This window comes from Enterococcus sp. JNUCC 77, assembly GCF_054819945.1.
The window spans coordinates 58185-82215 of record NZ_JBTHIG010000001.1; the positions used below are offsets into that span (position 1 = coordinate 58185).

Genomic DNA, 24031 nt, shown 5'->3' on the forward strand with positions numbered 1-24031 from the left:
TGTAAGACGGTTGTTAGCTGTCTCGATGGTCGTAAAAAAGAATTTCATTTAAGATAGAAAAAAAGATAAAAGGGGATTTATATGAAGACAAAAGTAAATGGGTTTCAAATTAAAGTCATCGGTGTTATTACGATGGTCTTCGATCATTTGGGACAGTTTTTCTCATTTTTAGGCATTCCATTGTGGTTTCATTGGATTGGTCGAATCGCAGCACCGCTTTTCTTATTTGAAAGCTCAGAAGGATTTATCCATACTAGTAATCGAAAAAAATATATGTTTCGTTTGTTAATCGGCTTCTGGATTATGAGTGTTGGTGATTGGATTTTAAATACATATTTTGCAATAGGTAATGCGATTGTGATTAATAATATTTTTGGCACCTTGTTAGTCGGTACAATTTATATGCAAAGTATTGAATTTTTGAAATCAGGTGTTAAAAATAAAGCCAGTAAAGATATTTTAAGTGGCATTGGTTTATTTTTATTACCAATTTTAACTAGTGTGTTACCGTTATTAGGAGCTTTTACTGGTGGAAGTTCAGCGATCGTCAACTGGATTGCACTACTTTCAGGATTTCTTTTACCAAGCTTATTATTAGCTGAAGGCGGCTTTTTATTTGTTTTATTAGCAGTATTGTTTTATTTATTCCACGGTAAGAAAATCTGGCAAGTCTTGAGTTTAGTTGTGATTGCGGCGATTTCATATTTTGCTGGCGGGGGCAATCCTTTTACGGATAATTATCAATGGATGATGCTACTTTCTGCAATTCCGATTATTTTATATGACGGAACAAAAGGTAAAAGTATGCGGAATTTCTTTTACATTTTCTATCCTGCCCACATTTTCATTTTTGCTTTGATCAGTTACTTTATTCAAAGATAAAAAACAGCTTGAGGTGTTGTCCTCAAGCTGTTTTTGCTTACCAAATATCTTTGGCAATTTCTTGTAATAGTTGAATTTTAGCCCATTGTTCTTCATTTGTTAAATGGTTGCCTTCTTCAGTCGAAGCAAAGCCGCATTGGGGGCTGATACTTAAATTTTCCAATGGAATAAATTCAGTTGCTTCATTAATTCGGGCTTCAATCGCTTGTCGGTCTTCTAGTTCAGGGAATTTTGAAGTCACCAAGCCTAAAACCACTTTACTGTCGGGATTGTGCCAATGGCGTAAAGGTGAAAAATCACCAGAGCGATCGCTATCGTATTCTAAAAAGAAGCCATCATAATTTGTAGCAAATAAAGCTTCCGCAATTGGTTCGTAACCACCAGAAAACAGCCAAGAGGAAGCGTGATTGCCGCGACAAATATGAGTGGTGATTGTTAAATCTTCCGGTTTATTCGCCAATGCTTGATTAATAATATCACGACAAATATCAGCAATTTCATCGGGATTGATGCCTTTTTCCGTTAACTCATTCCGCTTATTAGCATCAGCTAAAAAGGCCCAGTTAGTATCATCAAATTGTAAATAACGACAACCTAAAGCATAAAAAGCTTGGATAGCTGATTGGTAAGTTGTGGCTAAATCAGTGTAAAAATCGGTTAAATTCGGATAGATTTCATGGATTTTACCGGAACCATCATTGGCTAATAATTCTTGGCGTAGAATCATTGTCGGACTAGGGATGGTCGCTTTTGCCAAATGTTCACCATCTGTTTCTACTGCTTTTTTTAAGAAAACAAAATCTGCTAAAAATGGATGCTCTTGGTTAAAGGAAATCGGTCCAGTGACCCGAATATTGTAAGAAGGGGCTGCTTTGCCTTTAAAAGTTTGATTGTAGCCAGTTTCTGGCACGTAACCAGTCACACCATTTAAATTTTCTAGAAAATCAATGTGCCAAAAACCACGACGAAATTCACCATCAGTAATCCCTTTTATGCCAGCGGCTTTTTGTTGCGCGACTAATTCTAAAATGGCAGCATCTTCAATTTCTCGTAGCTCTTCTTTTGATAAGGCGCCAGCTTTTACTTGTCGACGGGCCGCGTGAATTGCTTGGGGACGTAAAAAACTACCTACATGGTCAACGGTGAATGGAATAGTTTGTTTTGTCATATAAATTCCTCTTTTCTGTTTTTAAAATAAAAAAAGTCCTCTTACTATTTCTAGTAAAAGGACGAAAATATCGTGTTACCACCTTTGTTCGGGAAAAATCCCCTCTGCCTGATCAATCAATCAGCGGTCTGTTAGCGCAGACCAGACGTTTTTGACTACTTATCGCCAAAAAAACTTCAGAGGCCATTTTCAATCTTTTTTTTGCTGACTCTTTGCACCAACCAGAGCTTCTCTTAAGCAAGTCAAAAATTTACTTTCCTCGTCATCAGTTATAAATTTTAATGTTTTTATCATTCTACTCTTAAATAAAAAATTGTCAATTCCGATTTTTCGTCGAATAAACTTTCTATTTTTTACCTATTTTATTCATCACTTCGTCACATTTTCCGACTATTATAAATGCATACCAACAAACAACCCTATATTTTTTCATTTTTAACTCCTAGCCCGCCAGTTCCCCGACTGGCGGGCATCCTTTTGTCTTAATTGACTTGCTTACCTTTTCTTAAACAATCATTCATATAATCCCCTATCTTTGATTAAAAATTATTCTTGAAGTTCGTGTTTAATAGAATACAACAAAGAAAGGTGATGTATATGACATATAAATATAAAGTAGCTGTGATTCAGCAAACCAATTTACCCTTGACGATCCAATTTATTAGTGAAGATTTTTCACCAGCCTTAAATCAAAAATTAGATCAAGCAGTTCTGGCGATGCAAGATTTTTTAAATCAAGAGACTAAAGAGCTACCACTATTTAATATTTCTAGTCACCGTCAAGGTAGTCAATCGAGTGTCGGTGTGACAAAAAATTCACCCCTAGAAGAAGCTTTTAATCATTATCTGCACCCATTCGTTGAAAGAGGTGAAATTATATCAGCGGCAGTCAATGGCGGCGGTACACCACAAAATAGTGGACAACAAATTTTCAGCTGGCATATGGAAGTGGTTCCGCAACAAGCAGGAACTTATCTTTATAAATAAACCCCAAGATTTCCTAGTTTTATTCATAAGATATTCACAATTTGTGATTAATATATAAGCATACCAACAAACAAACCCTAACACTTTTTTTCATTTTTAACTCCTAGCCCACCAGTTCCCCGACTGGCGGGCATCCTTTTTTTATTCGTGTAATTCCAGCGGTAAGCCATCAGGATCAAAAAAGAAAGTCATCTTCTCTTCAGTAAAATCATCCACTCTCAAAGGCTCACAACGAACATCTTTTTCCTCTAAATATGCAACGGCAGCTTCGATATTTTCAGTTTTAAATGCCAAATGCCGTAAACCACTAGCTTCAGGAAAACTAGGACGTTTTGGCGGATTTTCGACTACAAATATTTCTAATTCTGCACCGTTGTCTAGTTGATAATCCAATTTGTAGTCGTTGCGGTCTTTTCGATAATGTTCTCTAATCAGTGGCAACGATAATATTTCGCCGTAAAATTGTTTGGTTTTTTTGTAATCAGAAGCAATAATTGCCACATGGTGAATTGTCGTAAAATTTTTCATGAAATTCCTCTTTTCTAAATGAAATAAAAAGACGCAAACGATTAAGATCGTCTACGTCTAGTGTACCGCTATTTAGCCTTCAATCAAATCTCCGGCGTGTGGACCAGCATCTAACAAATAAATTTTGGTAATGTCGACAACAATCGCTGCTTTGGGTTCAGGTAAATGCCCTGAATCAGCTGCGAATTTTTTTGCGGCAGCAAAAATTTCATCATCTGTATGAATTTCTACCGGACCTTCAAAACGGAAGCCTTTAAATTTAGGATGATCAACTGTCGCAACAACTACTCGCGGATTGACTTGAACATTTTGCCAAGCTTGTTTGCCAGTGTGTTCGTTATAAATCAAATGATGGTCATCTAAAACACGTAAGGTACCTTTAGGACCAATTTGAGGATAACCTGTTGCATCAGTTGTTGCAATAAAACTTAATTGAGCGCCAATCATATCTTTCATTTCTTGTGTAAGTGTAGCCAAAAATATCGTCTCCTTTATGATGACTGTATACTAGCACTTTCATGAAATTTTTGGAAAAAATGCGGCTCGAAAATAGTTATTTTTTTTGACGCTGAAATTCTCGCCAAACAGCAACAAAAACTAACAATAATAAGACTAATAAAAAGGCTAATGCCAATTGAGAACCTAAAATAGTTCCACTGATTAAATCAGCTTGATGATTTTGGACAAAATTGATAATGGTAGCCACAATTGCTGTCGCTACAGCACCAGCAAATTGTTGTAAAGTATTAAAAATTGTATTGCCATCGCCAAAATCAGCATCATCAATTTGACTCATGCCGCTGGTCATTAAATTACTGTAAGCAAAACCTATACCAATCATATAAAATACATGTCCTGCAACTAATCCTAACAAAATCGGTGCCCGTAAAATAATTGTTAACCCCGTCCAGCCAATAGCAGCCAGCGCCAAACCAATTAAGATTGGTTTTTTTGGACCAAACTGATCGAGCATCCGTCCTGAAATAGGTGCTAATAAAGCCCCAACGGTTGCCCCAGGAAACATCATTAAACCAGCCACAAAAGCATCTTTACCTAAAACGATTTGAACAAAGTTCGGTAAAACAAAAGAAACACCTAATAGTAAAAACTGACAAACTAAAAAGGCTAATAAAAAGGTCCGAAAAGCTGAATTTTTTAAAATTTTCAAACTAACTAAAGGTTCTTTTGTGTGAGTTGCTTGGCGATAAAAGATTACTAAGCCTAAGATACCGACAGCTAAAGGAATAATGCTCAACCAGCTACCAATTTGATTTAAGAAAATTAAGCTTCCGCTAAACAATAAAGCCAAACCTAACAAGCTAACCAAATCCAATTTTCCACTTTTTTCAATTGGTAAATCAGGAATGGCAATTAAGCCTAAAACTAAAGAAAGTAACAGCACCGGCACTAGGAAAATAAAAATATAATGCCAAGATAACGCCGAAGTTAAAATACCACCATAGGTTGGGCCAATCGCTGGGGCGATCGAGGTTGTTAGTGTCCCTAAACCCATCATGGTTCCGCGCATTTTTAGCGGAGAGTATTTCAAAATAATATGAAACATTAACGGCAAAGCAATTCCCGTACTAACTCCTTGTAAAATCCGTCCCAACAATAAAATTGGAAAATTAAAGGCCAAGAAATCGGTCACGATACCTAAAATAAAAATCACATTAGCGATAAAAAATAAGCGACGCAAGGTCATGTTTTTCAATAAAAAATTCGCCAACGGCACCATAATGGCAATCACCAATAAATAAATAGTGGTTACCCATTGCACCGTCCCAGTAGAAATACCAAATTGTTTAATCAATGTGGGGAAAGTAACATTCATAGCAGTTTCAATCAAAACCCCGGCAAAAGACATTATTCCGGTTGCCAAAACCGCCATCGTTAAATGGATTTTTTTCTCTTTCATTCAATCACCTCAAAATTTCATAAAAAAAGAGAGTCGGCTTCTAAATTAATAGAAACCGCCTCTCTCTCGACACAACTTATCGCTGTGTTATCTGTACGATTTATTCACTATTTAAAGTAAAACAATTTACTAAAAGAGTCAAGACCCAAATCAGTTTTTGATTTGTTTACCCAGAGTATCAATTTTGCGGCGAATAATCTGTTCCATTTGACGCATATCCCGACTAGCCTGATGAATCGTACTTGTAGGTCGATTGACCTTTTGATAAAGCATTTGTGGTAGAAAACTAAAGGTAGCTTGGGGCGCTTTAGCAATATATTCAGCAGTAAACCATAGATCTTCTGCCAAAGCTATTTTTTCATCAAAAAGAATTTTCTCATCTAATAAAACAGCACTGCGAAATAATTTATTCCAAATATAACCACCAATTGGACTGCCAAAAGAGTTCACCGCAGCGAAGATTTCTTTTCGACTAAGTAACTGGACCTTTTCTGATGAAGCAGCATTACGATAGCCCCATTGATAACCCACCGTAGCCAAAGCAATCTCATCATTCATCTGTTCAATTAAAGCTTCAATAAACTGAGGTGCCAATAAATCGTCGCCATCAACAAAGCTGATAAACGTACCCTTTGCTTTTTTAATACCAAAATTGCGAGCACTAGAAACACCACGATGATGATCCAAGCGAAAAATCTTTACGCGATCATCTTGAGCAGCCAAATTTTCCATGACTGGAAAACTATTATCTTTTGAATGATCATCGATCAATAAAATTTCGATATTCGAATAAGTTTGTGACAGAATAGTTGCAACGCTCTTCGTTAAATACGCGTCAATATTGTAAACTGGAACAATCACACTGACTAGTTGATTCATTTCTTCACCTTCTTAATAGGAAGAAAATATACTACTCTTTTTGAAATGTCCATTATTTACAACTAATAACCATGAAATAAATGGCTTTCACGTATTTTAAATAAAAGGAGTGATTTTATGAAATTATACGGTATCAAAACTAAGTACGCTTTTAACCAAAAAACTTTTTACTCTTGGCTTAGAGACAATCAGATGATTGAAAAGAGTGAAACTGGTTATGTTGTCGGTCCCCAAAAAATGGACGGGATGCATACTATTGTTAGCGAAAGAGTACAAGATGGTAAAGTTATTTCGATTACACAAGTCGCACTGGAAGAAAATCAGATCCCACAACTAGTAAAAATGTATGAAAACAGCGGGTTACCTAATCTCTATTCCGAAAGACAGAAAGTCGAAGAGTTAGATCGGAAAATCTTTGAACTAAGTGAAAAAGTGAGTGAACTAGAAATAGAATTACAACAAATCAAATAAAAAGAAACCGCGACGATGTAAGTCAGTCAAGGGCCTTCATCAGCCCTTGACTTTTTTGTTCGTATGCTGTATCATTTGAAGTTGCAAAAACTATTTGAAATGATTAAGGCAGGAGCGAAATATTGTCCGTTCCGGCTCTATAGGGAAAACAAAAGTAGAAGCTTCAACCGAAGAACGTTCTATTTTTGGTTTTTTTTTCGCCTAAAAGCCGCAAAAAATGTCTGTTGTTACATAATTTTAATTTTTGTAATTAAAATGTAACTTAATTTTCGAGCTAGTTTTCAGACTTTTTAAGAGGGGTGAAGAACTTGGCTGGACACGTAGTAAAATACGGGAAACACCGAGAACGCAGAAGCTTCGCACGAATCAGTGAAGTGTTGGAATTACCAAATTTGATTGAAATCCAATCAGATTCATACCAATGGTTCCTAGATGAGGGTTTGCGAGAAATGTTTGAAGACATCTTGCCAATTGATGACTTTAACGGAAACTTGTCACTTGAATTTGTAGATTATGATTTGAAAGAGCCTAAATATACTGTTGCAGAAGCACGTCAACATGACGCAAACTATTCAGCGCCATTACATGTTGTTTTACGATTAATCAATCGTGAAACTGGAGAAATCAAATCCCAAGAAGTATTCTTTGGTGATTTCCCATTAATGACTGAACAAGGCACATTTATTATTAACGGAGCAGAACGGGTAATCGTATCACAATTAGTTCGTTCACCAGGTGTTTATTTCCATGGAAAAGTGGATAAAAATGGTAAAGAAGGTTTTGGTTCAACTGTCATTCCTAACCGTGGTGCATGGTTGGAAATGGAAACTGATGCAAAAGACATTTCTTATGTAAGAATTGACCGTACCCGTAAAATTCCATTAACAACTTTGGTTCGTGCTTTAGGTTTTGGTTCTGATGATACAATCATGGAAATCTTCGGCGAAAGCGAATCATTACACAATACGATTGAAAAAGATTTACACAAAAACCCTAGTGATTCAAGAACTGAAGAAGGTTTGAAAGATGTATACGAACGTTTACGTCCAGGTGAACCTAAAACAGCTGATAGCTCAAGAAGCTTGTTAACAGCCCGTTTCTTCGATCCAAAGCGTTACGACTTAGCGAATGTTGGTCGTTACAAAGTAAATAAAAAATTAGATTTAAAAACACGTTTATTAAACTTAACTTTAGCGGAAACTTTAGTAGATGCTGAAACAGGTGAAGTAATCGTTGCAAAAGATACTGTTTTAACCCACCAAGTGATGGATGAATTAGGACCACATTTGGAAAATGGTTTAAATAAAGTAACTTATTTCCCATCAGATGATGCTGTTGTAACTGACGATATGGTGGTTCAACCAATTAAAGTTTATTCTCCAAAAGATCCTGAAAGAGTCATTACAGTTATCGGAAATGGCTATCCTGATTCTTCTGTTCGGACAGTACGTCCAGCGGATATTATCGCTTCAATGAGTTATTTCTTAAACTTAATGGAAGGTATCGGCAATGTGGATGATATCGACCATTTAGGTAACCGTCGTATTCGTTCGGTTGGGGAATTATTACAAAACCAATTTCGGATTGGTTTGGCGCGGATGGAACGTGTAGTACGTGAAAGAATGTCAATTCAAGATACTGAAACTTTGACACCGCAACAATTAATTAATATTCGCCCAGTTGTCGCAAGTATCAAAGAATTCTTTGGTTCTTCTCAGTTGTCACAGTTCATGGATCAAACGAACCCATTAGGTGAGTTGACCCATAAACGTCGTCTATCAGCCTTAGGGCCTGGTGGTTTGACTCGGGACCGTGCGGGTTATGAAGTACGAGATGTTCACTATTCCCACTATGGCCGGATGTGTCCAATTGAAACACCCGAAGGTCCAAACATTGGGTTGATCAACTCACTAGCTTCATACGCTAAAGTAAATAAATTTGGTTTTATTGAAACACCATATCGTCGCGTAGATCGTTCAACTGGTCGCGTAACCGATAAAATTGATTATTTAACTGCTGACATTGAAGATCACTACGTAGTGGCTCAAGCAAACAGTAAATTAAATGATGATGGTACTTTTGTGGATGATATCGTAATGGCCCGTGCCACTTCAGAAAACTTAGAAGTAACCGTAGATAAGATCGATTACATGGATGTGTCACCAAAACAAGTAGTTGCGGTAGCGACAGCGTGTATTCCTTTCTTAGAAAACGATGACTCAAACCGTGCCTTAATGGGTGCCAACATGCAGCGGCAAGCTGTGCCATTGATTAACCCTCGTTCTCCTTGGGTTGGGACTGGTATGGAATATAAAGCAGCTCATGACTCAGGCGCTGCTTTAATTTGTAAACACGATGGTGTCGTTGAATTCGTTGATGCGAGTGAAGTTCGTGTGCGTCGCGCAAACGATGCATTAGATAAATATGACATTACTAAATTCCGTCGTTCAAACTCAGGTACTAACTATAACCAACGTGCTTTAGTTGGCCTTGGTGAAGAAGTTGAAGCTGGTGATATCTTAGCTGATGGCCCTTCAATGGAAAATGGCGAATTGGCTTTAGGTCAAAACGTTGTCGTAGCCTTCATGACTTGGGAAGGTTACAACTATGAAGATGCGATTATTATGAGCCGTCGTTTAGTAAAAGATGATGTTTATACTTCTGTCCATATTGAAGAATATGAATCAGAAGCCAGAGATACAAAATTAGGACCTGAAGAAATCACTCGCGAAATCCCGAACGTTGGGGAAGACGCATTGAAAAACTTAGACGAAATGGGCGTTATTCGCATTGGTGCTGAAGTTTATGATGGTGATTTATTAGTTGGTAAAGTGACGCCTAAAGGGGTTACGGAATTATCTGCTGAAGAACGTCTATTGCATGCAATCTTCGGTGAAAAAGCCCGTGAAGTTCGTGATACTTCATTACGTGTGCCTCATGGCGGCGGCGGGATCGTTCACGATGTGAAAATCTTTACTCGTGAAGCTGGCGATGAATTATCTCCAGGTGTAAATATGTTAGTTCGGGTTTATATCGTACAAAAACGTAAAATCCATGAAGGTGACAAAATGGCCGGACGTCATGGTAACAAAGGGGTCGTTTCTCGGATTATGCCGGAAGAAGACATGCCTTACCTACCAGATGGTACACCAGTCGATGTCATGTTAAATCCATTAGGGGTTCCTTCTCGGATGAATATCGGACAAGTATTAGAATTGCATTTAGGAATGGCTGCTCGTTCATTAGGTATCCATGTTGCGACACCAGTATTTGATGGCGCGCAGGATAAAGATGTTTGGGAAACGGTTCGTGAAGCAAGTCTAGCTGGCGATGCCAAGACTGTTTTATATGATGGTCGGACTGGTGAAGCCTTTGATAACCGAATTTCTGTCGGTGTTATGTACATGATTAAATTGGCCCATATGGTTGATGATAAATTGCATGCTCGTTCAATTGGACCTTACTCACTTGTTACCCAACAACCATTGGGTGGTAAAGCACAGTTTGGTGGACAACGTTTTGGTGAAATGGAAGTATGGGCTCTAGAAGCTTACGGTGCTGCATATACCTTGCAAGAAATCTTGACTTACAAATCAGATGATGTAGTTGGTCGGGTGAAAACATACGAAGCCATCGTCAAAGGTGAACCAATTCCAAAACCAGGTGTACCTGAATCTTTCCGCGTATTAGTGAAAGAGTTACAAGCCCTTGGTTTAGATATGCAAGTTTTAGATATCGAAGACAAAGAAATCGAACTTCGTGACATGGATGATGATGACGATGATTTAATCACTGTCGATGCTTTGACTAAATTTGCTGAGCAACAACAAACAGCAAAAGATTTAGAACAACAAGCAAAAGCACAGGTGGCTGAAGAAAAATCTGACTTAGTCCAAGAAATCGAAACTGCAGAAGACTTATAAAATAGCCGGTCAGTCGGTTTCCTTGTGAAGCCGGCTGCCACTTAACCGTTAGAACTAAACCAAAAGATTTAGTCCTGCCTTAAAATGAAATGGAGGGAAACCCTTTTGATCGATGTAAATAAATTCGAGAGTATGCAAATAGGTTTGGCTTCTCCTGAAAAAATCAGAAGCTGGTCATATGGTGAGGTTAAAAAACCTGAAACCATTAACTATCGTACTTTAAAACCTGAACGTGAAGGTTTATTCGATGAAAGAATTTTTGGGCCAACCAAAGACTGGGAATGCGCCTGTGGTAAATATAAGAGAATTCGTTATAAAGGTATTGTTTGTGACCGTTGTGGTGTAGAAGTTACGCGTTCAAAAGTTCGTCGTGAACGGATGGGTCATATCGAGTTAGCTGCACCTGTAACACACATTTGGTACTTTAAAGGAATTCCTTCAAGAATGGGTCTTATTTTAGATATGAGTCCTCGTGCTTTAGAAGAAATTATCTATTTTGCCTCATATGTAGTTATTGACGCTGGTAATACTAGTTTAGAAAAGAAACAATTACTAACTGAACGCGAATACCGCGAAAAACGTGACCAATACGGTCAAGAATTCCACGCAGCAATGGGTGCCGAAGCAATCAAACAATTGTTAGATCAAGTTGATTTAGAAGGCGAATCTGCTGAATTAAAAGAAGAGCTTAAAACAGCTCAAGGACAAAAACGGACTCGAGCAATTCGTCGTCTAGATGTGTTAGAAGCTTTCCGTTCTTCTGGTAATCGTCCAAGCTGGATGGTTATGGATGTCATTCCTGTTATCCCGCCAGATTTACGTCCAATGGTGCAATTAGAAGGGGGTCGTTTTGCGACTTCTGACTTAAATGATTTGTACCGTCGGGTAATTAACCGGAATAACCGTTTGAAACGTCTATTAGATTTAAATGCACCAAATATCATTGTTCAAAATGAAAAACGGATGCTACAAGAAGCCGTTGATGCTTTAATCGATAACGGTCGTCGTGGTCGTCCAGTTACTGGTCCAGGTAACCGCCCATTGAAATCTCTTTCTCATATGTTGAAAGGGAAACAAGGTCGTTTCCGTCAGAACTTACTGGGTAAACGGGTTGACTACTCAGCACGTTCAGTAATCGTTGTAGGACCAACTTTACAAATGTACCAATGTGGTTTACCAAAAGAAATGGCAATCGAATTGTTCAAGCCTTTCGTAATGAAAGAATTAGTCCAACGAGAAATTGCTTCAAATATCAAAAATGCAAAACGTAAAATCGAACGTCAAGAAGATGTCGTTTGGGATGTATTAGAAGAAGTAATTCAAGAACATCCAGTTTTACTTAACCGGGCACCTACGCTACACAGACTAGGTATCCAAGCATTCGAACCAATCTTGGTTGAAGGTCGCGCCATTCGCTTGCATCCACTAGTGTGTGAAGCCTACAATGCCGATTTCGATGGAGACCAAATGGCGGTGCATTTACCTTTAGGTGAAGAAGCGCAAGCCGAAGCTCGGATGTTAATGCTAGCTGCTACCCACATTCTGAATCCAAAAGATGGTAAACCAGTCGTTACACCATCTCAAGATATGGTCTTAGGGAACTACTACCTAACAATGGAAGAAGAAGGCCGTGAAGGCGAAGGCATGATCTTCCGCGACATGAATGAAGCTGTTTTAGCATGGCGCAATGGTTATGTCCATTTACACTCACGTGTAGCTGTTGATCCAAATACTTTAGGGGACAAACCATTTACAGAATGGCAAAAAGAACGGTTATTAATTACAACCGTTGGTAAAATTATCTTTAATGATATTATGCCACAAGAATTCCCTTATCTAAATGAACCAACTGATGCAAACTTAACGCAAGCAACACCAGATAAATATTTTGTTGAACGTGGTAGTGATATTCCAGCAGCAATTGCTGAACAAGAGGTCATCTTACCATTCAAGAAGAAAAATCTAGGTAATATCATTGCTGAAGTCTTCAAACGTTTCAAAGTAACCGACACTTCAATGATGCTTGACCGCATGAAAGATTTAGGCTACAAACATTCAACAATGGCTGGGATGACCGTAGGGATTGCCGATATTTCTGCCTTGGCTGAAAAACATCAAATCATTGATGATGCTCACGGACAAGTGGGTACTATCACGAAACAATTCCGTCGTGGTTTAATTACTGATGATGAGCGTTATGAACGAGTAATTGGCGTTTGGAATGCTGCAAAAGATGAAATCCAACAAAAACTGATGGAATCATTAGATGCGAAAAACCCAATCTTCATGATGTCAGATTCTGGAGCCCGTGGTAACATCTCCAACTTTACTCAGCTTGCTGGGATGCGTGGATTGATGGCCGCTCCGAATGGACAAATCATGGAATTACCAATTATCTCAAACTTCCGAGAAGGACTTTCAGTCTTGGAAATGTTTATCTCTACTCACGGGGCGCGTAAAGGGATGACCGATACTGCCTTGAAGACTGCCGATTCAGGTTACTTAACACGTCGTTTAGTTGACGTTGCCCAAGATGTAATCGTACGAGAAGAAGATTGTGGTACTGACCGTGGTCTAGAAATCTCAACAATTCGTGAAGGTAACGAAATTATCGAAGCGTTAGAAGAACGTTTAGTGGGTCGTTATACTCAAAAAACTGTTCGTCATCCAGAAACTGGCGAAGTATTGCTAGGCGCAGATGCTTTGATTAGCGAAGCAGATGCTAAGCTTGTGCTTGATGCCGGTGTTGAAACTGTGACGATTCGTTCAGTCTTTACATGTAATACGAAACACGGTGTATGTAAACATTGTTACGGTCGTAACTTGGCAACTGGTGATGATGTTGAAGTTGGTGAAGCAGTTGGTACAATCGCTGCCCAATCAATCGGTGAACCAGGTACTCAGTTAACCATGCGTACTTTCCATACCGGCGGGGTTGCCGGAGACGATATCACTCAAGGTCTTCCTCGGGTTCAAGAAATTTTTGAAGCGCGTAATCCAAAAGGTCTTGCTGTGATTACTGAAGTTACTGGTGTAGTAACTGAAATCGTTGAAGAAGCCTCAACGCGGACAAAAGAAGTTACTGTCAAAGGTGAAACTGATACTCGGACTTACACAGTTCCATATACTGCTCGTATGAAAGTGGCAGAAGGCGATATGATCCATCGTGGCGCTCGCCTAACTGAAGGTTCAATTGATCCTAAACACTTATTACAAGTGCGGGATGTTATCTCAGTTGAGACTTACTTGCTACGTGAAGTACAACGTGTATACCGGATGCAAGGGGTAGAAATCGGCGACAAACATATCGAAGTAATGGTTCGTCAAATGTTACGTAAAGTCCGGATCATGGATCCAGGTGATACTGACATCTTGCCAGGTACTTTACTAGATATTGCTGATTTCAAAGATCAAAACTACAAAACCATTATTACTGGTGGCGTACCAGCAACAAGTCGCCCAGTCTTATTAGGTATCACTAAAGCATCATTAGAAACAAACAGCTTCTTGTCAGCTGCATCATTCCAAGAAACAACTCGGGTATTAACCGATGCTGCAATTCGCGGTAAGAAAGACCCATTACTTGGATTGAAAGAAAATGTTATCATCGGTAAGATTATTCCTGCCGGTACTGGTATGGCAACATACCGTAACATGGAGCCAAAAGAAGTCGTTGTTGCTAGCGAAAATGTCTATTCAATTTCTGACATTGAAGCACAAATGGCTGCTGAAGATGCTTTAAACAATCTATAAAAAATTAACTCTTCTGAATGAAAATTCAGAAGAGTTTTTTTGTGTTATGATTTTCTTAACAGGAGGTAAAGCAAATGAAAAAAAGTACGTACATTTGGCTGATTGTCGGACTTTTTGTCTTAGGTGCAATTTTGCTACGAATAGGGATTGGAAAAATATCTTGGGTCGTACAAATCTTTTATTGGTTTATACTTATTTTTACAACACGTGCTTATAATAAAAAACAAAATCAAGACTTGGATGAGATGTGGACATTGGCTGATCGATTGGGAAAAACATCAGAGGATTTAAAAAACTATTCCGATTTAGGGTTGTTTGATCTAGAAGCTACTAGGAGAAATTCACATGGTGAACGAAGCTTTTATCCGAGTCGGCGATCGATTCGAAAGATTGTGGATAACTTGAAAAAGGAAGCTGAATAATTCCTCAACTTCCTTTTTCCACAGTGGATAACTATTTGAATTGATGATAAAGAATTTGGATGTCTGAATAAGTGCCGTCTTTCAATAAAAATCCGGCGGGAATCGTACCAATCAACTTAAAATCATTTTTGGTGTAAGTTTTTAAGGCGGCTTGATTGGAAACTACAACAGCATTAAATTGGATACCGGCAAAGCCTAATTCACGAGCTTCTTTTAAGGAGTATTTGACTAAAGGATCAGCTAATTTTTGTCCTCGAAACTCTGGTACTATACAATAACTGGCATTAGCAATATGGCTACACCGCCCGATATTATTGGGATGCAGGATATAATAGCCAGTTAATTTGTCATCAATAAATAGACAAGTGGTGGCGGTTTGTTCCAGCAAAAATTCGTGGAAATCTATTTCATAATAGAGCTCTTCACCAGGAAAAGCATCTCCTGCTAACAGTACTTCATTCCAAATATCGGTCATTTGGCTTAGATTTTTTGGGTCATAAGATTTGAATATTAATTCCGTCATTTTTAAAATCCTCCTAAACGAATAATTGCAAGTGAAACGACACCGACGATCACAATCACCAGTAGATTTTTAGAAATTACGGCGCCAATTAAGGTGGGGAGGGAGGCCAATAAGTTTTCCACATTGACTGTGGGTAAGTGGCCTAAGTTTTGAACAAATAGACTGCTAAACCACAAAGATGACATAATGACAATCGGCACAAAACTAAGGTATTCGGCAACGCCTTTAGACAAAGTAAACTTCTTTAACAAAATAAAAGGTAATACCCGTGAAAGCCAAGTGACAATGCCACAGCTGAAAATAGTGAGTAGAGTAAAGCTAAAAGTAGGCACGTTTAATCACCACCCCAAATCCGCAACCAATTAAGGTCACTACTAAGATCAATAAGCTACTAGGAATAAAAATAAAGCCAACATAGGTTAAAAATAAAGTAAAGGCAATTACAATTAGCTGTAATTTACGATTCAATGAGCGATCGGCAATGACTTGCATGTACAATAAGCCAATAAACATCCCCACAATCGCAAAATCCAAGCCCAAAGCTTCTGGATTACCAACAAAATTTCCCATAATGGCACCAACAAAACTCCAAAAACACCAAGTTAAAAATGAAATGACATTAGCTGTGTTCAACCACTGAAAACTCAAAGTATGATTGGTGAAATTTAATTTATTCATCCCCAGTGCAAAACTCTCATCAGTTAAAAAAGTTCCTAATAAAATGTTTTTCCACAGGCTGTCATTTTTAAAATATGGAGCGACAGTTACGCTAATTAAAATCATTCGAGAACTAATCAACAGTGTGGATAATACAATCGATAGCAATGGACTATGACTAATGAACATACTAACCACAACAAATTGAGCAGTTCCTGAATAAATAAACATCGACATCAATAAGACAATTAGCGGACTGAGTCCAGCTGCTTTGCCAACAATCCCAAAAGCAAGAGCAATCCCGATGTATCCAAAAACCGTAGGCATCGTCTCTTTAACACCGGTTCTTATATCTAAACTTGCATCCATCATTTCTCCCCCTAAAAAATGAGCTATTGAATAGCATTCTATCAGAAAAATGTGGAAATGAATATCAAAAAATGAATAAAAAATTAAATAATTCTGTGTTATTTGTCATTTAGAATGAAAAAAAAGACTTGCGGCGAACGCAGGTCAAATTTTATATTATTTTTTTTGTTTTTGCCAGATCGTCTGGTAAGCATCGAATAGGACAATTGTTTCTTCCATCAAGTTATTTAAACGACGATGAACCTCAGAATTGATGATGGTTCCATTAGCAAAATCTTGTTCTTCAATAAATAAATAATTTGGTAACGTATTAGCCTTCATATAGTGTAAAATCGGTTTTAATTGATTTTCAGCCATTAAAAAATGTTTTGGTGAGCCGGCACTGATAATTAGACTAACAATTTTATGAAAGAAAGCTTGTTGTGGTAATAAGTCGAAAACATTCTTCAAAGTACCAGGAATTGAAGCTTGAAATGTTGGCGTTGCAATTACGATAATATCTGCATCCATTAAATTTTTTGTTAAAATCCCCGTATCTGCAGGATAGTCAACATAATTACGACCATCGGCAAAGAGAATCGTCATTTCTTTTAAATCCAGCAAAGTAATTTCAGCAACGGGAGCGTGTTTGAGTAAATATTTTTTAGCATCTTCTAAGGCTAACCGGCTTTTACTACCGGTAATTGAGGCGGATAGTAGTGTTATTTTCATTATTTTTCCTAACTTTCTTTTGAGTAACTGACAATCAGTATAACATTTCTCATTTTATTACTAAGAGATTTTGCTTATTATCTTTTGAAACCGTTATTTTTTACGATTGTTTAAGAAACTGAAGTACGTTATAATTTATTTATTCATAAAAATGCAAATAAGAGCGCTTACGTGCATTTTTGCTAAATTTAAAGGAGGAAAAAATTTGAAGAAATTAAGTGTGTTAGTTACCGTATTATTTAGTTTGTTTGCTTTGTCAGCTTGTGGTGCTAGTGATGATTCTAGTGGTACAGATACAACCGGCTCGTCAACTGCCAAAAGTGAAAAACAATTTGAAGGTCAAACGCTAAATGTTGTAACAACTTCTGATGCTTACAAAGAATTATTTGATAAGTTTTCAGACGAAACTGGTGCCAAAGTAGAATTTTTATCGATGTCTAGTGGCGAAGTGTTGTCACGGATGCAAGCGGATCAAAGTAGTGAGCCAATGGCTGATTTGTGGTTTGGCGGCGGCTTAGATGCTTTCATGCAAGCGAAGACAGATGGTTTGTTGGAACAATATCAATCAGATGCTGTTGAATCAATCGATGAAAAATACCGTGATCCAGAAGGTTATTGGTTGTCTAAAGGTTTAACTGTGGGTGGATTATTGATCAATAATGATGTGTTGGAAGAAAAAGGCTTAGAGATACCAGAGACTTGGGCAGATTTAGCCGATGAAAAATATAAAGATGAAATCATTATGAGTGATCCAGCTGTTTCAGGAACAATGTATGCGATTGTTAAAGGTATCTTAGATAAAGATGGTAATGATGCTGGCTGGCAATATTGGGAAAGTGTTAATGAAAATATTCCTTATTATGGTCAGCGGGGTAAAGATCCACAAGAAAAAGTTACTGCTGGTGAATTTGGGATTGGTTTAATTCCAGTTGATAAATCTGCCTTTGATGCGGCAGAAGAAAATGATCTTTCAGTGGTTTATCCATCAGATGGTATTCCTTGGGTCCCAGAAGGTGTAGCAGTCTTCAAAGATGCCCCTGGAAAAGACATGGCTGAAGCCTTTATTGATTTCATGTTGCAACCAGAAAATATGAAAGAATTGGCTGAACTAGATGGTAAAGATACCGACCAAATTATTATGCCAGGGGTTGATGGCTATGATTTAGGATTGGAATCTAAGGATTTAATCGATGAAGATTTGACTACTTTTGGTTCTGATCGAGAAGCTATCTTAAACCAATGGGCTGAAATGGCTGCAAATAAATAATTAAAAATAGTCTGTGGCATGATTGAATGATGTCACAGACTATTTACATACTATACTAGGAGGGATGCCAGATGAAGTTGAATAAAATGATTAACCGCATCAGTGAAGGGATCATTTATCTATTGATTGTCGCGGGTGTCCTTTTATTTATTTTATATCCTTACATAAAAATTTTTGCTGAAGCTTTTACGAGTGGCTCTTTTGGAATTACTGAATATTTAAGCGAAAATATGATGTTGTTAAAAAATTCTTTGTTTGTGGCAATTTTAACAACAGTGGCGTCATTATTTTTTGTGCTAAGCTTGACGATTTGCTTTTTATTTCTGAGTGAGAAAATGCAGAAGATTTTTCGCATCGGTTTGTTGGCAACGATGGTTTCCCCGCCTTTTGTGACTTCTTTGGCTTATATTACTTTATTTGGCCGACGGGGATTTATTACACATGACTTGCTGCAATTAAGCTATAATCCTTACGGTCCTCAAGGGATTATTATGATGCAGACAATTAGTTTTGCTTCATTGAATGCCTTAGTTTTGATTGGGATGTTAAAAAATATAGATATTTCGATGATTAAAAGTGCCCGTTCGTTAGGAGCAAAATCGGATGCAGTGGTGAAGGATATGATTATTCCTTTGTTGCGACCGGGAATTATTGTAGTGGCACTAATTAGTTTTATTCGCAGTTTGGCGGATTTTCAGACACCGACAATTATCGGTGGTGGCTTTCGGGTATTGGCAAGTGAAGGGTACTTTGCTGTCATTAGCCAAGGAGATATTCATAAAGCGGCGTTGATTAACTTAACATTGTGTTTGCCAGCATTAATTGTCTTTTTTATTTATAATCATTTTGAAAAGAATGTGGCAAGTCAAAGCCATGGTCAAGAACAAGGCAGTTTGGCTTTGCCGCGCAAAGGGCTGTTTTTTTATGGGAGTAGTTTGGTTTCAGGTGTCTTTTATTTATTGCTTATTTTACAGTATGTAACGATTGTGGTGAATGCCGTAACGGTTAAACGAATGGGAAACTTTTATTGGTCTTTACAACCGATTTTAGATACGCGAATCTATATTAGTGACACGATTATTCGGACGATTGTGTATTCGCTGTTGGCGGGTTTTATTGGCAGTCTACTGAGTTTTTTGATTATTTATTATAGTCAGGTCCGCCATAGTAAACTAATGAAAGGCATTGAAATGATCGGCACTTTACCTTATTTATTGCCGGGTACTTTTTTTGGATTAGGCTATCTTTATGCTTTTTCCGGCGAACCTTTTTCATGGACGGGTTCAAGCATGATTGTCATTATTAATGTGATTTTTAAACAATTGGCTTTTGCTACAAAAGCTGCTAGTGCTAGTGTTAGCCAAGTTGATCCGACTTATTATAAAACAGTTCATGATTTAGGCGGACATACGTTAAATGAATGGAAAGATGTCTTTTTTCCAATGACTAAACAAGGGTTTGCCTTAACCTTTATCAATGGATTTATTGCCACTATGACAACGATCGGGTCGATTATTTTTTTGATTCGACCGGGGCAAAAAGTCTTAACTTTAGTGATGTTTGATGTCGTGCAAAGAGGACTGTATGGTGTGGCATCAGTGATTGCATGCCTGATTATCATTATTTGTTTAGTGGTAGCAGGTTTGATAGCTCTTATTTTTAATTTAAATGGAAGGAGGAAACGGCATGTTTCTTTCCGTACAACAACTAAATAAATCTTATGGTGATAAAAAAATTCTAAAAGATATCTCTTTTACCTTATCACAAGGGGAGATGCTGGTAGTGTTAGGTCCCAGTGGTTGTGGGAAAAGTACTTTACTTAGTTGTTTAAATGGCTTTGAAAAAGTAAATAGTGGGAAGATTTTATTAGCGGAAGAAGATATTACTGAAGTTTCACCAGAAGAACGAGACATCACAACGGTCTTCCAATCTTACAGTCTGTTTCCTCATCTAAATGTACTTGAAAACTTGATGTATGGGCTAAAATTCAAAAAAATAAAAAAAGTAGAGGCTCGAAAAAAGGCTAAAGAAATGTTGGCATTGCTACGCTTAAGTGATTATGCTGAAAGTAAGATTCAAGATTTAAGTGGCGGGCAACAACAACGGGTAGCATTAGGTCGTAGCTTAATTGTTGAACCCAAATTATTATTACTAGATGAACCCTTATCTAATTTAGATGAAAAATTACGGATATCTTTACGGGCAGAGATTCGTCGATTACAAAAGGAATTGGGCATGACAATGGTGTTTGTCACTCATGATCAACAAGAAGCTTTTGCTATTGCTGATCAAATATTGTTGATGAATCAAGGAGAAATTCAACAAATTGCTGCTGGAGAAGAATTATATAATCATCCACAAAATCCCTTTGCCTTGACCTTTATTGGAGAGAATAACTTATTGAGTCAGCAGCAATATGTGCGACCTGAACAGATTCAATTAGTAGCTGATAAAGAAGGTGAAGGGGAAATTATTCAGCAGCGTTTTCAAGGAGCAACCATTGATTACGAGGTCCTGGTTCAAGGAAATAAATTAATAGTCACTACTTTAAATAATGGCAGCTATTATTCTATTGGACAAAGGGTACGTGTGAATTATCAAAGTCAAAAAATAGCAACAGACAGGAGTAAATAAATGAAAATATTACATGTTCAAGCCCAATTGCCGGCTAAAACGGGGAGTGGCGTTTATTTTTCAAACTTGATTAAAGGGTTAAAAAAATATGATCAAGCTTGTGTATATGGCACTTTTGGTGATTTTAGCTATGATTTAATTCCACAAGAGAAACAATATACAGTCAAATTCCCTAATCAAGATCTGGCTTTTTCATTACCTGGAATGAGCGATATCATGCCGTATGAAAGTACGATTTATGGAGAGATGACAGAAGAGATGATTGCTGCTTGGCAAAAGGCTTTTCGAAAAATTGTCAAACAAGCTGTTGCTGAATTTCAACCCGATGTGATTTTTTGCCATCATTTATGGTTTTTAACATCGTTGGTACGAGCAGAATTTCCTGAATTACCAATTTTTGCTTTTTGTCATGGAACCGACATTCGCCAAGCGCGCCAACATCCCCATTTGTTAGAAAGGTACGTCACTAATTTAGATCAATTGGACCGTGTCTTTGCACTGAGTCATCTGCAAATTCAAGATATTCAAACGGTTTATCAAATACCAAAAGACAAAATTACCGTACTAGGTGGCGGATTTGATCCAGAAATTTTCTATCCAATAGAAAAGACACATAAAGAAACCATTGATTTAATATATGCTGGTAAAATTTCCGCAGCAAAAGGCACCTTTGCTTTGGCACAAGCCTTTGAAAAAATCAGTCAACAGCATTCCGAAGTTCATTTGCATTTAATTGGTCATGCGGCTGAAGATGCGCAGGAGCATTTAGCACCTTATATCGGAAATCCACAGTTGCATTTATATAATGTCGCCAACCAAAAGTTATTGGCTGACGAATTTCGTAAAGGCGATATTTTTGTCTTACCTTCTTTTTTTGAAGGTTTGGGCTTAGTAGCGATTGAAGCACTGGCTTGCGACTTGCGGGTAGTTGTGACAGAGATTCCGGCTTTGCAGGAACAATTAGGTAAAACAGTGAATGATAGCGGGATTATTAGTTATGTACCGTTACCTCAGATGCACAATCAGGATGAACCAGTAGCTGAAGATTTACCGCAATTTTATCAAGCCTTAGGTGCAGCCTTGGAGCAGCAAATCTTAGCGGTCAAAGAAAACAAAAAAATCCCGACTGAAATAGCGACGGAAATTTTAAAAAGCAGTTGGCCGCAACTAATCAGTAGGGTGGAAGAGTATTTACTTTTCTAAAACAGAGCCGACAATTTTAAAGCCTAACTTTAAATAATAAGGATCGGCATCACTAGTCACATACAAAGATTCTTCTGGAAATTCTTGCTGGAAATGTTTGATTAATTGTTGGCCGTAGCTATTACCGCGATAAGCTGGATCAACTAACAAATCTAAAATATATAAACCAAATCCATCATCATTACGTCCACGAATATAGCCGTAAATTTTTTGTTGATCTGTTAAGACAAAAGATATTGACCGGTCTAAAGCGTGGGCGTATTTTTGTTGGTTTTCTGGCGTATTGTAGGTCCATTCCGGTCCTTCACGAGTCATTAAAGCAAAAAGCTCGTCTAAATCATTGGTTTGATATTTTCTGATAATCATCATATCACCTCATAAATTTTTTGAAATGTTCTTTTAATAGCTGGCTATTTTCTTTGGAGGAACGGCCATTGATGGCGTAAGTACCTGTTTTATTAGTATAAGAAAAATTCCCACTGGTTTTTGTTGGGGCTTTGTATTGATTCTTTTTCAAAATTTTTTTGCGAAATTGCGGATCACTCTTGCCAAATTTTACGTCTAATCTAGTATGAGTCCTATCGTTTTTATTAGCATAATTGAAACTAGCCCCGTTGACTACACCATTTAAATTATTGAGATCTAAAATATTTTGAAATTTTCCAGCACGGTTGATAATAAATTCACTATGAAAATCGATTAACAACTTAAAATTCCCTCCATCATACCCACTAGGATAGGCTCCTAAACCGGCGTGAGCCTTTTTTTGATGCAAACGATCAGAGTCTGAAAGTGAGAAGTTTCGATTTTTTAAAAAATAGGCCAACTTGGTGTGATCACTAAAACCAAATTTTTGTCGGCGAATAAATTCAGTTTGTTGTAATGAAATGAGATAGCGTAATTGATGGATTTGTTTTCCTAACGAATCGGTCAACGTCAGAGGTGCAGGAAATGCAATCTGGACTTCCGATGCTAAACTATGCCAAAAAGGATTATCTGGTGCCAATTCAGAACTAAAATGGCTTAGTAAATGCTGAATGACCGAAGATTCCTGCGTTAACTCAGAGGGAAAGTCTAAGCATTTTAGTAAGACCGTTAGTTTGTTTCGAGCATTTTTCGTTTGCTGTTGCGTATTCCAGGCATTCCACATGGATAAAAAAGTTTCTGAACCAACTAACAAACTGGGATTTTCTTGGTTTGTTGTCAGATAAGCGGCTTGGCTAATAGCTGGCCATCCTAATTGTTTTAAACAAGGCAGAACACCGAGAGTCAAAAAATAATCTTCTGCGTGGAGCAAATAATTTTTAAGTGCAGGGATGTTTTCGTTAACTAAATTATTCAAGGCTGCTATTTCAGGCTGTAAAGAGAATATAGGTACCAATTTTTCTTGTTTTAAGACAGGCTTTTTTTGCTGTAGCCAAATTTTTGCTTGTATCTGTTGCTGAATTATTTTTTGCGCTTCTAATAGAAAGGATCGGTTTTTAGCAGGGTAATGTTTCAAGAAAAATGGTAATACGGCAATTTTTTCTTCCAAATCAAGTATGTATGACATAACAATCACCTCATCAATTATTTTAACATCTCTATGAAGGTTTTTAGTAATAATTGAATAGAATCATTTTTGCGAAAAAATTTACTTTTTTTGATAAATAGTTCCTGAAAGCTGATTTTATCCTTATTAAATAAGGATTATTTCTCGATAGAAATCACTTTTTTCAATCGTAAAAAAAAATGAA

The 24031-nt window shown here is 37.4% G+C and carries 21 protein-coding genes and 1 other annotated feature; of the genes, 10 read left to right on the forward strand and 11 right to left on the reverse strand.

Annotation, left to right across the window (positions count from 1 at the left end):
* Nucleotides 1-81: 81 nt before the first annotated feature.
* On the forward strand, nt 82-882 hold the full coding sequence (locus tag ACVWNY_RS00295; protein WP_218327132.1) for a TraX family protein: 801 nt from the start codon (nt 82-84) through the stop codon (nt 880-882).
* A 37-nt stretch (nt 883-919) separates the two neighbouring features.
* Here the strand turns inward: ACVWNY_RS00295 and ACVWNY_RS00300 are convergent, their stop codons facing one another.
* Nucleotides 920-2050 carry a 5-methyltetrahydropteroyltriglutamate--homocysteine S-methyltransferase gene (locus ACVWNY_RS00300; RefSeq protein WP_218327131.1) on the reverse strand — a complete coding sequence of 377 codons (1131 nt, stop codon included), beginning with the start codon at nt 2048-2050 and terminating at the stop codon, nt 920-922.
* A gap of 54 nt (nt 2051-2104) precedes the next feature.
* Nucleotides 2105-2325 (reverse strand) — a binding site (T-box leader).
* A 322-nt stretch (nt 2326-2647) separates the two neighbouring features.
* On the opposite strand from ACVWNY_RS00300, the gene ACVWNY_RS00305 reads away from it, so the two are divergent.
* Entirely contained in the window at nt 2648-3037 is a 390-nt protein-coding gene (locus ACVWNY_RS00305; RefSeq protein ID WP_218327130.1) for a hypothetical protein, read from the forward strand.
* A gap of 141 nt (nt 3038-3178) precedes the next feature.
* Here the strand turns inward: ACVWNY_RS00305 and gloA2 are convergent, their stop codons facing one another.
* The 4 genes from gloA2 to ACVWNY_RS00325 all read right to left on the reverse strand — a co-directional run bounded on the left by gloA2 (nt 3179) and on the right by ACVWNY_RS00325 (nt 6362).
* Nucleotides 3179-3565, reverse strand: a complete 387-nt coding sequence (gene gloA2, locus ACVWNY_RS00310) for an SMU1112c/YaeR family gloxylase I-like metalloprotein (protein ID WP_218327129.1) — start codon at nt 3563-3565, stop codon at nt 3179-3181.
* A gap of 72 nt (nt 3566-3637) precedes the next feature.
* Entirely contained in the window at nt 3638-4042 is a 405-nt protein-coding gene (locus ACVWNY_RS00315; protein ID WP_218327128.1) for a pyridoxamine 5'-phosphate oxidase family protein, read from the reverse strand.
* Nucleotides 4043-4118: 76 nt separating this feature from the next.
* Nucleotides 4119-5483 (reverse strand): MFS transporter, encoded by a 1365-nt coding sequence (locus ACVWNY_RS00320; protein WP_218327127.1) that lies wholly within the window; start codon nt 5481-5483, stop codon nt 4119-4121.
* Between the two features lie 150 nt (nt 5484-5633).
* Complete coding sequence (locus tag ACVWNY_RS00325; protein ID WP_218327126.1) at nt 5634-6362, reverse strand: glycosyltransferase family 2 protein; 729 nt, start codon at nt 6360-6362, stop codon at nt 5634-5636.
* A 117-nt stretch (nt 6363-6479) separates the two neighbouring features.
* Between ACVWNY_RS00325 and ACVWNY_RS00330 the strand changes: the two genes are divergently transcribed.
* From ACVWNY_RS00330 to ACVWNY_RS00345, 4 genes are all read left to right on the forward strand, one after another.
* Complete coding sequence (locus ACVWNY_RS00330) at nt 6480-6833, forward strand: hypothetical protein (RefSeq protein ID WP_218327125.1); 354 nt, start codon at nt 6480-6482, stop codon at nt 6831-6833.
* A 308-nt stretch (nt 6834-7141) separates the two neighbouring features.
* Nucleotides 7142-10756: a DNA-directed RNA polymerase subunit beta gene (gene rpoB, locus ACVWNY_RS00335; RefSeq protein WP_218327124.1), complete on the forward strand. Its 3615-nt coding sequence runs from the start codon at nt 7142-7144 to the stop codon at nt 10754-10756.
* A 105-nt stretch (nt 10757-10861) separates the two neighbouring features.
* Nucleotides 10862-14509: a DNA-directed RNA polymerase subunit beta' gene (gene rpoC, locus ACVWNY_RS00340; protein ID WP_281419043.1), complete on the forward strand. Its 3648-nt coding sequence runs from the start codon at nt 10862-10864 to the stop codon at nt 14507-14509.
* Nucleotides 14510-14583: 74 nt separating this feature from the next.
* Complete coding sequence (locus tag ACVWNY_RS00345; RefSeq protein WP_218327122.1) at nt 14584-14931, forward strand: hypothetical protein; 348 nt, start codon at nt 14584-14586, stop codon at nt 14929-14931.
* A gap of 31 nt (nt 14932-14962) precedes the next feature.
* Here the strand turns inward: ACVWNY_RS00345 and ACVWNY_RS00350 are convergent, their stop codons facing one another.
* From ACVWNY_RS00350 to ACVWNY_RS00365, 4 genes are all read right to left on the reverse strand, one after another.
* Nucleotides 14963-15454: a GNAT family N-acetyltransferase gene (locus ACVWNY_RS00350; protein WP_454071489.1), complete on the reverse strand. Its 492-nt coding sequence runs from the start codon at nt 15452-15454 to the stop codon at nt 14963-14965.
* Nucleotides 15455-15456: 2 nt separating this feature from the next.
* Nucleotides 15457-15786 carry an AzlD domain-containing protein gene (locus ACVWNY_RS00355; protein ID WP_454071490.1) on the reverse strand — a complete coding sequence of 110 codons (330 nt, stop codon included), beginning with the start codon at nt 15784-15786 and terminating at the stop codon, nt 15457-15459.
* Nucleotides 15773-16480: an AzlC family ABC transporter permease gene (locus ACVWNY_RS00360; protein WP_218327119.1), complete on the reverse strand. Its 708-nt coding sequence runs from the start codon at nt 16478-16480 to the stop codon at nt 15773-15775. Before ACVWNY_RS00360 ends, ACVWNY_RS00355 begins: the two co-directional genes overlap by 14 nt.
* Nucleotides 16481-16636: 156 nt before the next feature.
* Complete coding sequence (locus ACVWNY_RS00365; RefSeq protein ID WP_218327118.1) at nt 16637-17191, reverse strand: NADPH-dependent FMN reductase; 555 nt, start codon at nt 17189-17191, stop codon at nt 16637-16639.
* 205 nt (nt 17192-17396) lie between these two features.
* On the opposite strand from ACVWNY_RS00365, the gene ACVWNY_RS00370 reads away from it, so the two are divergent.
* From ACVWNY_RS00370 to ACVWNY_RS00385, 4 genes are all read left to right on the forward strand, one after another.
* Complete coding sequence (locus ACVWNY_RS00370; protein WP_454071491.1) at nt 17397-18458, forward strand: ABC transporter substrate-binding protein; 1062 nt, start codon at nt 17397-17399, stop codon at nt 18456-18458.
* A gap of 71 nt (nt 18459-18529) precedes the next feature.
* Nucleotides 18530-20173, forward strand: a complete 1644-nt coding sequence (locus ACVWNY_RS00375; RefSeq protein WP_454071492.1) for an ABC transporter permease — start codon at nt 18530-18532, stop codon at nt 20171-20173.
* Nucleotides 20145-21092: an ABC transporter ATP-binding protein gene (locus tag ACVWNY_RS00380; protein ID WP_454071493.1), complete on the forward strand. Its 948-nt coding sequence runs from the start codon at nt 20145-20147 to the stop codon at nt 21090-21092. Before ACVWNY_RS00375 ends, ACVWNY_RS00380 begins: the two co-directional genes overlap by 29 nt.
* Nucleotides 21093-22295 (forward strand): glycosyltransferase family 4 protein, encoded by a 1203-nt coding sequence (locus ACVWNY_RS00385; protein WP_454071494.1) that lies wholly within the window; start codon nt 21093-21095, stop codon nt 22293-22295.
* Here ACVWNY_RS00385 and ACVWNY_RS00390 read toward each other — a convergent pair.
* The gene (locus ACVWNY_RS00390; protein ID WP_454071495.1) at nt 22284-22661 is read right to left on the reverse strand and encodes a GNAT family N-acetyltransferase; all 378 of its coding nucleotides are present in this window, start codon (nt 22659-22661) and stop codon (nt 22284-22286) included. The genes ACVWNY_RS00385 and ACVWNY_RS00390 overlap by 12 nt on opposite strands.
* Before the next feature lie 4 nt (nt 22662-22665).
* Nucleotides 22666-23847: a DUF3114 domain-containing protein gene (locus ACVWNY_RS00395; RefSeq protein WP_454071496.1), complete on the reverse strand. Its 1182-nt coding sequence runs from the start codon at nt 23845-23847 to the stop codon at nt 22666-22668.
* Nucleotides 23848-24031: the final 184 nt, after the last annotated feature.

Coding starts and splice junctions, on each gene's coding strand:
- ACVWNY_RS00295 (WP_218327132.1), top strand. CDS start 82: ATGAAGACAAAAGTAAATGGGTTTCAAATTAAAGTCATCGGTGTTATT.
- ACVWNY_RS00300 (WP_218327131.1), bottom strand. CDS start 2,050: ATGACAAAACAAACTATTCCATTCACCGTTGACCATGTAGGTAGTTTT.
- ACVWNY_RS00305 (WP_218327130.1), top strand. CDS start 2,648: ATGACATATAAATATAAAGTAGCTGTGATTCAGCAAACCAATTTACCC.
- gloA2 (WP_218327129.1), bottom strand. CDS start 3,565: ATGAAAAATTTTACGACAATTCACCATGTGGCAATTATTGCTTCTGAT.
- ACVWNY_RS00320 (WP_218327127.1), bottom strand. CDS start 5,483: ATGAAAGAGAAAAAAATCCATTTAACGATGGCGGTTTTGGCAACCGGA.
- ACVWNY_RS00325 (WP_218327126.1), bottom strand. CDS start 6,362: ATGAATCAACTAGTCAGTGTGATTGTTCCAGTTTACAATATTGACGCG.
- ACVWNY_RS00330 (WP_218327125.1), top strand. CDS start 6,480: ATGAAATTATACGGTATCAAAACTAAGTACGCTTTTAACCAAAAAACT.
- ACVWNY_RS00345 (WP_218327122.1), top strand. CDS start 14,584: ATGAAAAAAAGTACGTACATTTGGCTGATTGTCGGACTTTTTGTCTTA.
- ACVWNY_RS00350 (WP_454071489.1), bottom strand. CDS start 15,454: ATGACGGAATTAATATTCAAATCTTATGACCCAAAAAATCTAAGCCAA.
- ACVWNY_RS00360 (WP_218327119.1), bottom strand. CDS start 16,480: ATGGATGCAAGTTTAGATATAAGAACCGGTGTTAAAGAGACGATGCCT.
- ACVWNY_RS00365 (WP_218327118.1), bottom strand. CDS start 17,191: ATGAAAATAACACTACTATCCGCCTCAATTACCGGTAGTAAAAGCCGG.
- ACVWNY_RS00375 (WP_454071492.1), top strand. CDS start 18,530: ATGAAGTTGAATAAAATGATTAACCGCATCAGTGAAGGGATCATTTAT.
- ACVWNY_RS00380 (WP_454071493.1), top strand. CDS start 20,145: ATGTTTCTTTCCGTACAACAACTAAATAAATCTTATGGTGATAAAAAA.
- ACVWNY_RS00385 (WP_454071494.1), top strand. CDS start 21,093: ATGAAAATATTACATGTTCAAGCCCAATTGCCGGCTAAAACGGGGAGT.
- ACVWNY_RS00390 (WP_454071495.1), bottom strand. CDS start 22,661: ATGATTATCAGAAAATATCAAACCAATGATTTAGACGAGCTTTTTGCT.
- ACVWNY_RS00395 (WP_454071496.1), bottom strand. CDS start 23,847: ATGTCATACATACTTGATTTGGAAGAAAAAATTGCCGTATTACCATTT.